This window comes from Bradyrhizobium sp. Kon56 (assembly GCF_055807635.1).
The window spans coordinates 209237-222365 of the sequence record NZ_JBVVOU010000001.1 but is presented as its reverse complement, the minus strand read 5'-3'; the positions used below and the strand labels follow the sequence as shown (position 1 = coordinate 222365).

Annotated in this window: 11 protein-coding genes; 7 read left to right on the top strand and 4 right to left on the bottom strand. The window is 64.7% G+C overall.

Annotation, left to right across the window (positions count from 1 at the left end; translation table 11 throughout):
• Positions 1 to 53: 53 nt before the first annotated feature.
• From AC0L3B_RS00990 to AC0L3B_RS00960, 7 genes are read left to right on the top strand one after another with little or no spacing between them, the layout of a single operon-like run.
• Complete coding sequence (locus tag AC0L3B_RS00990; RefSeq protein ID WP_473379908.1) at positions 54 to 1859, top strand: gamma-glutamyltransferase family protein; 1806 nt, start codon at positions 54 to 56, stop codon at positions 1857 to 1859.
• A gap of 9 nt (positions 1860 to 1868) precedes the next feature.
• Complete coding sequence (locus AC0L3B_RS00985; protein ID WP_085362288.1) at positions 1869 to 2579, top strand: DUF1028 domain-containing protein; 711 nt, start codon at positions 1869 to 1871, stop codon at positions 2577 to 2579.
• Entirely contained in the window at positions 2576 to 3565 is a 990-nt protein-coding gene (locus tag AC0L3B_RS00980) for an ABC transporter ATP-binding protein (protein ID WP_473379907.1), read from the top strand. Before AC0L3B_RS00985 ends, AC0L3B_RS00980 begins: the two co-directional genes overlap by 4 nt.
• A complete protein-coding gene (locus AC0L3B_RS00975; RefSeq protein WP_473379906.1) occupies positions 3565 to 4665 on the top strand; it encodes an ABC transporter ATP-binding protein in 1101 nt (366 codons plus the stop codon). Before AC0L3B_RS00980 ends, AC0L3B_RS00975 begins: the two co-directional genes overlap by 1 nt.
• A gap of 23 nt (positions 4666 to 4688) precedes the next feature.
• On the top strand, positions 4689 to 6200 hold the full coding sequence (locus tag AC0L3B_RS00970; RefSeq protein ID WP_026233287.1) for an ABC transporter substrate-binding protein: 1512 nt from the start codon (positions 4689 to 4691) through the stop codon (positions 6198 to 6200).
• A gap of 31 nt (positions 6201 to 6231) precedes the next feature.
• On the top strand, positions 6232 to 7173 hold the full coding sequence (locus tag AC0L3B_RS00965; protein ID WP_018457044.1) for an ABC transporter permease: 942 nt from the start codon (positions 6232 to 6234) through the stop codon (positions 7171 to 7173).
• 4 nt (positions 7174 to 7177) lie between these two features.
• A complete protein-coding gene (locus AC0L3B_RS00960) occupies positions 7178 to 8065 on the top strand; it encodes an ABC transporter permease (RefSeq protein ID WP_247300237.1) in 888 nt (295 codons plus the stop codon).
• Here AC0L3B_RS00960 and cnbZ read toward each other — a convergent pair.
• The 4 genes from cnbZ to AC0L3B_RS00940 are packed head-to-tail and all read right to left on the bottom strand — an operon-like array spanning position 8062 to position 13048.
• Complete coding sequence (cnbZ, locus tag AC0L3B_RS00955; RefSeq protein ID WP_085352145.1) at positions 8062 to 8808, bottom strand: 2-amino-5-chloromuconate deaminase CnbZ; 747 nt, start codon at positions 8806 to 8808, stop codon at positions 8062 to 8064. The two genes, AC0L3B_RS00960 and cnbZ, sit on opposite strands and share 4 nt — an antisense overlap.
• 9 nt (positions 8809 to 8817) lie before the next feature.
• Positions 8818 to 10068 (bottom strand): adenylate/guanylate cyclase domain-containing protein, encoded by a 1251-nt coding sequence (locus tag AC0L3B_RS00950; RefSeq protein WP_018457047.1) that lies wholly within the window; start codon positions 10066 to 10068, stop codon positions 8818 to 8820.
• On the bottom strand, positions 10065 to 10454 hold the full coding sequence (locus AC0L3B_RS00945; RefSeq protein ID WP_018457048.1) for a response regulator: 390 nt from the start codon (positions 10452 to 10454) through the stop codon (positions 10065 to 10067). Before AC0L3B_RS00945 ends, AC0L3B_RS00950 begins: the two co-directional genes overlap by 4 nt.
• Positions 10451 to 13048 (bottom strand): ATP-binding protein, encoded by a 2598-nt coding sequence (locus AC0L3B_RS00940; protein WP_247300240.1) that lies wholly within the window; start codon positions 13046 to 13048, stop codon positions 10451 to 10453. The genes AC0L3B_RS00945 and AC0L3B_RS00940 overlap by 4 nt, the downstream gene beginning before the upstream one ends.
• Positions 13049 to 13129 lie beyond the last annotated feature (81 nt).

The window sequence follows — 13129 nt, the reverse complement described above, 5'->3', positions numbered from 1 at the left end:
TGGCGGCGGCCTGGCCCTGTGATCAATTGCGCGCGCCGCAAATGAGGTAGTCCATGGCCAGCATCGTCAATCCCGATCCCTTCACGACACGCCCCGAGATCGAAGGCACCTTCGGGGTCGTTGCGACCACGCACTGGATCGCGACCGCTATCGGGATGGCCATTCTGGAAAAGGGCGGCAATGCCTTTGACGCCGGCGTCGCCACCGCTTTCACGCTCCAGGTGGTCGAGCCGCATCTGAACGGCCCCGGCGGCGACGTTCCGATCATCGTGCACGACGTGAAGCGCGGCCGCACCGAGGTGATCTGCGGCCAGGGCCCGGCACCGGCCCGCGCCACCATCGCGCATTACAAGAGCGAAGGCCTCGACATGGTGCCCGGCACCGGCCTGCTCGCGGCCTGCGTCCCCGGCACCTTCGAATCCTGGATGATGCTGCTCCGTGACTACGGCACGATGCGCGTGCGCGATGTGCTGGAGCCCGCGATCTCCTATGCGCGCGACGGCTATCCGCTGGTCGAGCGCGCCTGCGCCACGATCCAGACCGTCGAGCAATTATTCCGCACGCACTGGCCGACATCGGCCGCCGTCTATCTCCCGAACGGCGAAGTGCCAAAGCCCGGCACGCTCTTCACCAACAAGACACTTGCGGCGACCTATGCGCGAATCCTGAGCGAGGCCGAAAGCGGCGGCGGCGGCCGCGATGCCGAGATCGAGCGCGCACGCAAGGCTTGGTCGCAGGGCTTCGTCGCGGAAGCCATCGACAAATTCTGCCGGACGCAGGACGTGATGGACGTCAGCGGCTCGCCGCATCGCGGTGTGCTGTCGGCCGACGACATGGCGCGCTGGCAGCCGACGGTCGAGGCTCCGCTCACCTACTATTATGGCCGCTACACGGTCTGCAAGGCCGGGGTCTGGAGCCAGGGTCCCGTGACGCTGCAGCAACTCGCGCTGCTGAAGGGCTTTGCCCTCGATGGGCTCGATCCGACCGGACCGGAGTTCATCCATCTCCAGATCGAATGCGCAAAACTCGCCTTTGCCGATCGCGAAAAATTCTACGGCGACCCCAAGTTCAGCGAAATCCCGATCGCAACGCTGCTGTCAGATGCCTATAACGACGAACGTCGTAAGTTGGTTACCGAGAAAGCTTCGCTCGATCTCCGGCCCGGCACGGTCGAGGGCCTTGGCGGCGTGGTCAAGCTGCGCCGAGCTGAGGGCCAGCGCGAGGCCGTCGGCGCGCTCGGCGCCGGCGAGCCAACCGTGGGGCGCTTCGGCGAGGTGCGCGGCGACACCGTGCATTTCGACATCATTGACAAGGTCGGCAACATGGTGTCCTCGACGCCGTCGGGAGGCTGGCTGCAATCCTCGCCTGTCATTCCCGAGCTGGGTTTCTGCCTCGGCAGCCGCGCACAAATGTTCGATTTGGAGGAGAACCAACCGAGCTCGCTCGCGCCGGGCAAACGGCCCCGCACCACGCTGTCGCCGACCATGGCACTGCGCGACGGCGAGCCTTATCTCGCCTGGGGCTCGCCCGGCGGCGACCAGCAGGACCAGTGGATCACGCAGTTTTTCCTCCGACACGTCCACTGCAATCTCAATCTCCAGGAGTCGATCGACGCGCCGGCCTGGCATTCCGAGCATTTCCCGATCTCGTTCTGGCCCCGCACCGCGCGCCCCGGCGTGCTCGTGATCGAGAACCGCGTGCCGAAGGCGACGATCGAGAACCTGCGTGAGCGCGGACATATCGTCGAGGTCGGTCCGGACTGGTCCGAAGGCCGCCTCACCGCGGCCTCGCGCGTCGGTCCGCGCCGCCGCGCCGCCGCCAATCCGCGCGGCATGCAGGGCTACGCCGCAGGACGCTAAAGGCAGCACATGACCTGGTCGATCATCGCGCGCGATTCTGCTACCGGCCAGTTTGGCATCGCCGTTGCCACGCGCTTCTTCGCCGTCGGCGCGCGTGTCCCCTACATCGCGGCGGGCCTTGGCGCCATCGCGACGCAGGCTTTCGTCAATCCTTATTACGGTATCGACGGCGTCAAGCTGCTGCGTGAGGGCCTCAACGCGCACGACGTGCTGGCCGCCCTGCTCGCGACCGACGACGGCCGCGAGAGCCGCCAGATTCACATCATGGACGCCAGCGGCGCGATTGCCGCGCATACCGGGCGCGACTGCGTGGATTGGTGCGGGCACATTGCGGGCAGCGGCTTCTCGATCGCCGGCAACATGCTCGCGGGCGCCGACGTGCTCGACGAGACCGCAAAAACCTATATCGCCAATGACAGCCTGCCCTTCCCGCGCCGCCTGCTTGCCGCGCTGCGCGCGGGCGAGGCCGCTGGCGGCGACAAGCGCGGCAAGCAGTCCGCCGCGCTCCTGATCCACGGCGAGGAGGAATGGCCGGCGCTGGACCTGCGCGCCGACGATCATCCCGATCCGCTCGGCGAGCTCGAGCGGCTCGAGCGCGTCAGCCACGAACTCTGGGTCCACTTCCGCGTTTCCATGCCAACCCGGCAGAACCCTGCCGGCAACACCGATCGCAGCGTCATCGACGCCAGCATCGCCGCAGCGCGCGCAATACGCTCATGAACCCGAGCCCCCTCATCGAGATCAGCGATCTGCGCATTCGTTTTCACGGCGACGACGGCCGCGTCACCCATACGGTCGACAGCGTCGATCTCAGCGTCGCCAATGGCGCGACGCTCGGCCTCGTCGGCGAATCCGGCTGCGGCAAGAGCGTGACGTCGCTGGCGATCATGGGCCTGCTGCCGAAGCAGAGCGCGGAGATCTCCGGCGCGATCCGCTTCGACGGTTTCGACCTGCTTAAGACGTCGGACCAGACGCTGCGGGACCTCCGCGGCAACCGGCTCGCGATGATCTTTCAGGAGCCGATGACCTCGCTCAATCCGAGCTTCACCATCGGCGACCAGATCATCGAGACGATTTTGCGCCACCGCGGCGGTTCGCGCAGGAGTGCGCGCGAGCGGGCGATCGATCTGCTGCGTCGCGTCCACATCCCCTCGCCCGAGCGGCGGATCGACGAATATCCGCACAAGCTCTCCGGCGGCATGCGCCAGCGCGTCATGATCGCGATGGCGCTCGCCTGCGACCCGCGGCTGCTGATCGCGGACGAGCCGACCACCGCGCTCGATGTCACGCTGCAGGCGCAGATCCTGGAGCTGATGCGCGAATTGAAGGCGGCGAGCGGCGCTGCCATCATCCTGATCACCCACGATCTCGGCGTCGTCGCCGAAGTCTGCGACGAGGTCGCGGTGATGTATGCCGGCGAGATCGTCGAGCGCGCGCCGGTGGACGAGCTGTTCTCAGCGCCGCAGCATCCCTACACCGTCGGCCTGCTCGGCTCGATCCCGCGGCTTGACCATCGCGCCGACCAGCTCGCCACGATCGAGGGCATGGTCCCGAACATGATGCAGCCGCCCGCGGGATGCCGCTTCGCCGCACGCTGCCCCTTCGTGCTGGACGCCTGCACCAAGGCGCCGCCCCCGCTGCTCGAAGTCAGCCCCGGCCACCTCTCGCGCTGCCTGCGCGCCCCGCTCGAACGTCTGGTGTCGTGATGGCTCTGCTCGAGGTTCAGGGTCTGCTCAAGCATTTCGTCGCCGAGCGTTCGCTGTTCGGCCGGGCGCTGGCGCATGTCAAAGCCGTCGATGGCGTTTCCTTCTCGCTCGATGCCGGCAAGACGCTAGCGCTGGTCGGTGAATCCGGCTGCGGCAAATCCACCGTTAGCCGCCTGGTGCTGCGGCTGATCGAGCCGGATGCAGGCACGATCCGTTTCGAAGGCCGCGATCTGCTCTCGCTCGACGCCGGCGCACTGCGCGCCTTTCGCCGCGAGGCGCAGATCATCTTCCAGGACCCCTACGCCTCGCTCAATCCGCGCATGACCGTCGGCCAGATCCTGACCGAGCCGCTGGCGCTGCACAATCTGGTGCCGCCCGCCCGGCGGCGCGAACGCGTCGAGGAGATCCTGCGGCTGGTCGGGCTGGAGCCGCGGCTGGCGCGTCGTTACCCGCACGAGTTTTCCGGCGGCCAGCGCCAGCGTATCGCCATCGCCCGCGCGCTCGCGGTCGAGCCGAAACTGATCATCTGCGATGAGCCGGTCTCGGCGCTCGACGTCTCGATCCGCTCGCAGATCCTCAATCTGCTGCGCAAGCTGCAGGACCGGCTCGGGCTGGCCTACATTTTCGTCTCGCACGACCTCGCGGTGGTCAAGCACATCGCCGACCACGTGGCGGTGATGAATCTCGGCCAGATCGTCGAGACGGCGGCGGCGGACGCGCTGTTTGCCGCACCGCGTCATCCCTACAGCCGGGCTCTATTGTCCGCGATTCCCGTGCCTAAACCGCGGGCAAAGCGCAGCCGCATTGTGCTGCAGGGCGAAATCCCCAGCGCGCTCAATCCGCCGCCGGGATGCCGCTTCCACACCCGCTGCCCCTACGTGGTCGACCGTTGCCGCAACGAAATGCCTCAGCTCGTGCAGGATGGCATCGGACATGCAACGGCATGCCACCGAACGTCGGAACTGCCGTCGTCCGAGGCGATCGTCCCAACGGACGGCGGCTTCTCCCCGGTTCTCGAAAAATTGGTCGCCGCCTTCAGCGGCGGCCCGGAAGCAGTCCGCGGCAGCGGGGTTAGTTCATTGGGGACGAACCCGGCATAGCCGTAAAACAGAGGTTGAGAGCGATGAGTCCTATGCGTTTGGCACTCCTGGCGTCGGCATTGCTGACGTCGCTCGTAGGCGCGGCCCAAGCCCAGACCACACTTCGCATCGGCATCGCCGAGGATCCTGACATCCTCGATCCCAGCATCGGCCGCACCTATGTCGGCCGCATCGTGTTCTCCGCCTTCTGCGACAAGCTGTTCGACATCGACGAGAAGCTCAACATCGTGCCGCAGCTCGCGCTGTCGCATGAGACCTCGCCCGACGGCAAGGAGATGACTATCAAGCTCCGGCCCAACGTGAAATTCCACGACGGCGAGCCGCTCGACGCGGAAGCCGCAAAGTTCTCGATCGAGCGTCACATGACGCTGCCGACCTCGTTCCGCAAGTCTGAGCTCGCCAGCGTCGACCATGTCGAAATCGTAGACCCTCTGACCATCAAGCTGGTGCTTAAGACACCTTACTCCCCGCTGATCGCCCAGCTGACCGACCGCTCCGGCATGATGGTGTCGCCGAAGGCTGCCAAGGAGGCCGGCGACAAGTTCGGCCTGCATCCGGTCTGCGCCGGTCCCTACAAGTTCGTCGAGCGCGTGCAGCAGGACCGCATGGTCTTCGAAAAATTCGCCGACTATTGGAACAAGGACAACATCCATATCGACCGGGTGGTCTTCCTGCCGATCGTTGACGCCACGGTGCGCCTTGCCAACCTGAAGTCCGGCGGACTCGATCTGATCGAGCGCGTGCTCGCCACCGACATCAAGGACGTGCGTGCGGATTCGCGGCTCGTGCTGTCGACGGCACCGGAGCTCGGCTATTACGGCCTGACCGTCAATATCGGCAACGACAAAGCAAAGGGGCCGCTCAGCCAGTCGGCGAAAGTACGCCAAGCGCTCGATCTGTCGATCGATCGCGAAGCTCTCAACCAAGTTGTCTTTAACGGCGAGTTCACCCCAGGCAATCAATGGGTCAGCCCGACACATCCCTATTACCAGAAGGCGTTCCCGGTCCACGGCCGCGACGTCGCGAAGGCCAAGGCGCTGCTGAAGGAAGCGGGCATCACCTCGCCGGTGACCGTCGACTACATGATCCCCAAGGGCGCGGAGAACGAAGCGGTTGCCCAGGTGATCCAGTCGATGGCGGCGGAAGCGGGCTTCGACATCAAGATCCGCGCGGTCGAATTCGCGACCACCTTCAAGCAGGCCCAGGCCGGCGAGTTCCAGATCTTCCAGATCAACTGGAGCGGCCGCATCGATCCCGACGGCAACTCCTACATCTTCATGCGCAGCAAGGCACCGCAGAACGATGGCGTCTATTCGAACCCGGAAGCCGACAAGCTGATGGAAGACGGCCGGCTGACCGCCAAATTCGATGAGCGCAAGGCGATCTACGAAAAGCTGACCGGGATCGTGCTCAACGATTTGCCGATCATCTACATCTACCACCGCACGCTTCTGATTGCGCACACGACCAAGCTCCAGGGCTATAAGCAGATGCCAGATGGCCTCGTGCGCGTGGTCGGGCTGAAGTTCAAGTGAGCGTGGCCTCGCCTGACACGCGGCCGGCGCCATGCTGAACTTCCTCGCCCGCCGCATCGCGCAGATCGTGCCGACACTGTTCTTCGTGTCGGTGCTGATCTTCTCGCTCCAGCAATTGTTGCCAGGTGATCCAGCGCTGGTGATGGCCGGTGAGGAGCGCGATCCCGCCGTGATCGAGCAGATCCGCCAGCAATACCGGCTCGATCAGCCGATCCCCGTGCAGTACGTTTATTGGCTCAAGGGCGTTCTATCAGGCAATTTCGGTGAATCGCTGCGCAACAAGATGCCGGTGCGCGAGCTGATCGCGCAGAAGCTGCCGGTGACGCTCCAGCTCGGCTCGATGGCAATGTTGATCGCGCTCTTGATCGGCATTCCCGCCGGCATCGTCTCCGCCGTGAAAAGGGGCACCGTCTGGGATTATGGTGCCAATTTGTTCGCGCTGTGGGGCATCTCGACGCCGAATTTCTGGCTCGGCATCATGCTGATCTTCCTGTTCTCGATCGAACTCGGCTGGCTGCCGGCGTCCGGCTACGTGCCGTTGACTGAGAACTGGCGCGCGAGCCTCGCCGCCACCATCATGCCGGCCTTCGTGCTCGGCAACGCAATTTCCGCGGTCCTAATGCGGCACACCCGGAGCGCCATGCTGCAGGTGCTGGAAAGCGACTATGTCCGCACCGCGCGCGCCAAGGGATTGTCCGAACGCTCGGTCATCCTCAAGCACGCCATGCGCAACGCACTCACGCCAATCATTACGCTCGGCGCGCTCGAGCTCGGCACGCTCTTGTCGGGCGCGGTTCTGACTGAGCAGATCTTCTCCATTCCGGGCTTCGGCAAACTGATCGTGGACGCCGTGTTCAACCGCGACTACGCGGTGGTACAGGGCGTCGTGCTGGTGACGGCGACGGTCTACATCACACTGAACCTGGTTGCCGATGTCGCCTACATCCTCGTCAATCCGCGGCTACGGGGCTAGACTCATGACCGATGCCGCCCTGCCCGCTGCTCCCATCGCGCAAGCTGACGAGCTGGACAGCCCGGCGCGTCGCGCCCGGCGGCGCCTGTTCAAACGCAAGGCCGCAGTGTTCGGACTTGTCATGATCAGTTTGTTCGTCGGCTTCGCGGCTCTCGCGCCGCTCGTCGTTCCCTACGATCCCATCGCGACGAGCTGGAGCCTGGTTCGCAAGCCGCCCACGACGGCGCACTGGTTCGGCACCGACGAGCTCGGTCGCGACATCCTGAGCCGCGTCCTCTACGGCGCTCGCGCCTCGCTGCTCGCCGGCCTCACCTCGGTGGCGATCGCTCTGGGCGTCGGCGTTCCGCTCGGCCTGCTTGCCGGCTATCGCGGCGGCTTCGTCGATGCACTGATCAGCCGGATGACCGACGCGATGCTGGCCTGCCCATTCCTGATCCTGGCGATCGCACTCGCCGCATTCCTCGGTCCGAGCCTTGGCAACGCCATGATCGCGATCGGCATCTCGGCAACCCCGATTTTCATCCGCCTGACCCGCGGCCAGGTGCTGGTTGTCAAGGCTGAGGACTATGTCGAGGCGGCGCGCGCGCTCGGCAATCCGCCGTGGCGGATCGCGTTCTCGCACATCCTGCCGAACATCCTGCCGGCGCTGCTGGTGCAGGCGACGCTGTCGATTGCGGCCGCCATTATCGCCGAAGCCGCGCTGTCCTTCCTTGGCCTCGGCCAGCAGCCGCCGGCGCCATCCTGGGGCAGCATGCTCAACGCAGCGCAGCGCTTCCTGACCCAGGCGCCGTGGATGGCGATCTGGCCGGGGCTTGCGATTTTCCTCGTGGTGCTGTCGCTGAACCTGCTCGGCGACGGCCTGCGCGACGCGCTCGATCCACGCCAGCGCTAGATCACGACCTCGCGCATCACGCGGCGGCAATCCATCTCGTATTCGAGATCGACCACCGGCGGCCGGGCATAGTGCCAAGTCAGGCCGGACCGCAACGCCCCGCGGCGGACGAGTTCGTCGACCAGCGCGTGGTGGAAGTCGTGCACGGAATAGGCCTGCACGCCGGTCGTGTCCTTCCAGCCGAAGCCGAAGGCCGTCATCCTGTTCTCCATCTGGGACGTCGTCGTGAAGCGCACCTTCTCGCGAAGGCCTTCCGGGCTGAGGTCGCGGTAGCGCACGGTGCGCTCGACATAGGTCCCGCCGCCCTCGCGCGCCTCGGCGCCGCCGGAAATCACGAAGCTCGGCGTCTTCGAGCTTGTCGGCCGCGTGAAGGAGAACGCGTAGAACGACGGCTCGGCCGGTGGATCGATCTCTGGACAGACATTGCTGCGCGCCACCGGATTGGTGGTGCCGTCGAAGATGCCCCATTCGGACAACGTCTTCACATAGTGCAGGTTGAACGCGCGAAAACCTTCTTCGCTGAAGGCCGCGGGCGACCGCAGTTCGCAAGCGCAGAAGGCCGTCAGCGGCCGCCCCGCCTCCTGGATATGCTTCGCGGCAAGCGCAAAGCCTTCGGCGAGCGGCACCAGCCGGTCGAAGCGGACGCGCTCGATCTCATAGCCGTCGTCCGCGGCCGCACCGGCCGAATACTGGAATACGGACGGAATGAAACGATAGTTGCCGGCGGAGAATTCACCAATCATGTCGGACTCCTATTCCAGTTGCATGCGAATGCCCTTGTCGCCGTTAAGCAGGCGCTTCAGGTGAAAGCCGGCCAGGGAATCGCCGGCATGCATGCCGACCAGCGCCGCGAAAGCCGGCATGGCGGCGGCATCCCCGGCTTCCATCTTGGCAAAAGCTTCGGAATACAGCGCCGTTTCCGGCGCAGCGAATTGGGCCGGCGTCAGCGGCTCGAACGCGCGCAACGCTTCGCTGCGTCCGCGCAGCATTAGCTCCCCGACGGGACGACCTCGAAAATTCTCAGCCGCCTCGGCGATGCCGGCACTGACGCAAATCCGCGTGCCCAGATGCTTGTTCGCGGCTTCCAGTCGCGCCGCGATGTTGATGGAGTCGCCATACGCGGTGTAGTCGAAAAACCGGTTGCCGCCGAAATTTCCGACCAGTGCCGGCCCGGCGTGAATGCCGATGCGGGTGGTGCCGAAATTCACCCCTCTCGGCTTCCAGCGCGCGGAAAAATCCTCCGCCCAGGCGTCGAGCTCGTGCGCGCAGGCAACCGCACGCGTCGCATAATCGGGCTGATCTCCGGGCGCATTGAAGAGCACCTGGATTGCATCGCCGATGATCTTGGCAACCGTCCCCTCATGCGTGAAGACGATTTCGGTCATGCCGCCGACATATTCGTTGAGAAGCGCGCCCAGCGTCTCCGGCGGCGCACTCTCGACCAGCGAGGTGAAGCCCGTTATATCCGTGAAGATGGTCGCGATATCGCGCCACTGCACTTCGATTCCCTCGCTCTCACCGCCGGCCGCCAGACGCTTGGCGAGCTCGGGCGAGAAATGACGCGAGAGCGCGGCGTGAGCGCGCTCGGCTTCCGTCTGGCGGCGCCGCACCTCCCGCAGCATCTCGATATGGCGGATGGTCTTCTCGATCGTCATCTCCAGGTCGGCGAAATCGATCGGTTTGGTCAGAAAGTCGAACGCGCCGCGGTTCATCGCAGTGCGAATGTTGCTCATATCGCCATAGGCCGACAAGATGATGGTGGACTTCTTGTCGTCCGCTTCCTGGAGCTTCGCCAGCAGCGACAACCCATCCATCCTTGGCATGTTGATGTCGGAGACCACCATGTCGACATGCGGATTCTGCTCGAGCGATTGCAACGCCTCGACGCCGTCTCGCGCGAACATGATGGTCACCGACCCATCGCGAATCTGCTTGCGGAATTTTTGCAGGACCAACGCCTCGAGATCCGGCTCGTCGTCGACGAAGAGGATGGTCGCGGTCATGCGGCTTTCTCGAGCCTTGTGTCGATTTCCTGCCGCAGCAGCGCGAAATCGATCGGCTTGGTGAGGAGTGCGACCGCGCCGCGCTCGATCGCCTTCCGGCGCGTCTCGGCGTCGCCATAGGCGGTGATCATGATGACGGGAACGTCCGGATGCGCAAGACGCACCTTCGGCAGCATGTCGAGCCCGCTCATGCCGGGCATGTTGATGTCGGACAAAATCAGGATCAACGAGGGATCGCGCACCTCGGCGGCGAGCTTCAGCGCATCGGGTGCCGACGACGCGAATTCCATCTGGAAGCGGCCGGCGCGCAAATCGCGCCGAAACTGCTGCCGGAACAGCGCCTCGACGTCGGGCTCGTCATCGACGACCAGGATGTAAACGTTCAAGTCTTGCCTCCGGAAGTGCCGTCCGCCGCCATTACGCGCGGCAGGGTGATGATGAATTCGGTGAATACGCCTGGTGCGGTGTTCACGTCGATCGTGCCGCCGTGCTGTTTCACCACGATGTCATGGCTCATGGAAAGGCCGAGCCCGGTGCCCTCGCCGGCCGGCTTGGTGGTGAAGAAGGGATTGAACATCTTCTCCTTCACCTCGGACGGGATCCCGGTGCCGTTGTCGCGAATGCGGATTTCGACCCTGTCGCCGAGCGTTCTGGTTGCTGCGCGCAGGGTGGGCTCGAAGGCGTCTGCGGCGCTCTCCTTGCGCTGGGCAGTGGCGTAGAAGCCATTCGAGATCAGATTGAGGACGACTCGCGTAATTTCCTGCGGATAGATATCGACCATGCCTGCGGCGGGGTCGAAGCCGCGCTCTATCGTGACGTTGAAGCCAGGCTTCTCGGCTCGCGCGCCGTGATAGGCGAGGTTGAGGCTTTCCTCGACGATGGCATTGATGTCCGCCGGACGGCGCTCGCCGGAGCCCTCGCGCGAATGCAGGAGCATGTTCCTGACGATGGAATCGGCGCGCTTGCCGTGCTGCACCACCTTTTCGAGGTTGCTCCTGAGCATGCCAGTCAGCTCGTCGACCTCCGCCTTCGTCTTGCCGTCGAGCGAGGCCGCCTGCAGCGCCTCGTTGAGCTCGTCGATCAACTCGGTCGACACCGCCGAGAAATTGTTGACGAAATTGAGTGGGTTCTTGATCTCGTGCGCGATTCCCGCCGTGAGCTGGCCGAGCGACGCGAGCTTCTCGGTCTGGACCAGGCGGTCCTGCGCGGTGCGAAGATCGTCGAGGGATTGCGACAGCTCCGTCGTGCGCTTGCGCAATTCGTTCAGCAGTCGCGTATTCTCGATGGCGATGACGGCTTGCTTCGTGAAGTTCTCAACCAACGCGATTTGCTTGTCGGTGAACGGCCGGACCTCCTTGCGATAAACCGCGACGGTTCCGATCAGCTCGCTTTCCCTCATCATGGGCACGATTACGATCGTACGGGCGCCGGCGACGTCTGAGATTCCACGAATGGTCGGACCTCCGGCAAGATAGGCCGGAGTTTGTTGCACATCGTGAACGTGGACGACTTGACGTGTTCTGACGACCACGGCAAGCGCGCTCTCCGGATGGGGACGGATCGCCATATCTTTCCGCGAAGCCGCGAACGCAGGCGGCACATTGTAGTCCGCAGCAATTGTGAAATTCTCTCCATCCCACAAATTCATGACGCCGAAACTCGCGCCACAGACTCGTGTGGCATTCTCGAGCATCTTGTGGAACACCGGTGCGAGTTCGCCCGGAGACGAACTGATGACCTGCAACACTTCCGACGTCGCCGTCTGCTGCTCGAGCGACTCGGTCAACTCGGCGGTTCTCACCTCGACCTTCTTCTCCAGGTCCGCATAGGATTCCTGCAGGCGCTCGCCCATGTCATTGAACTGGTCCGCGAGCCCCTCCAGTTCGTCTCCGGTTCGGATCGAGATGCGCTGGGAGAAATCGCCACTGCCGATGCGCTCGGCACCGCTGCGCAGCGCCTGGATCGGCCCGACCATGCGGCGCGCGAGGAATATCCCGGCAAGCACCGCGAAGATCGACGCCGCGAGCAGCACGAATGCAAGCCGTTCCAACGCGGCATAGAGCGTCGCATAGGCCTCCTCGACCGGGAGCTCGACGAACATGGTCCAGTGCAGCGGCGCGATCGGGGCCGACGCGGTCAGCACCGTCTGTCCCTGGAGATTGCGCGCTTCGGAAAGCGGGTCGAACGCGGCGCTGCCTCCGGCAAGCGCGGCGCGCACCTGGGTGAGACCAGACATGTCGGTGTTGCGCAGGACCAGGCTGATATCGGGGTGCGCGATCAGGCGTCCCTCCGGACCCACCACGTAGGCGTGTCCGTGCTCGCCGACCTTGATCTGGGACACGACGTCCCAGATCAGCTTGAGATTGACCTCCGCGATAGTGACGCCGGCATCCTTGCGCGACCCAGCCTGCGCCAGGGTCATATACGGCTCGGACTCCCTGCGGAAATAGACCGGACCGTAATAGACCTTGTGCGCGACCGCCTCGGTAAACTTCGGATCCTCCGACAGGTCGATCCCGCTGTCGGTCGCGTCCATGGCAAGCCGCGAGACCCGCAGCCGCTCCTTGCCGGTCGCATCGACCTGCGCGAGCTCGGTGACCGCAGGGACCTGGCGCAGCAGCCGCAGCGCATCGAAGCGGCGCTGCTCGAGCGACCCCACCGACCAGGGCAGCTGCGTGGTCCAGCCGAGCTGGCTCTCGATCTCCTTGACGAACTGACCGATCTTGGCAGCGGCCGCCTCGGCCTGTTCATGCTGAACCCGGATCAGCGCGGCCTTGTGCTCGCCATAATAAAAGACGACCTCGAACAGGCCGTTGGCCAGCAGCGCGATCGCGACGACGGCCACGAACAACGCGACATATTTGGCGAACAGCCGCGTCCTGATCCCCTGCCCCGGCATCGTACCGGACGCGACGCCATCCCCCGCGGCGCTCGGCAGCGTCCGTGCTTGCGGGGTGTCGGGATGGAGGGGAAGGCTCATCCCGCTGAACCTAGCAAGAAGACCGGACCTTGTCTCTCGCGAGCGCGGGAAAGCCTGATGGCAGCCGGGCCCCCGAGGCAA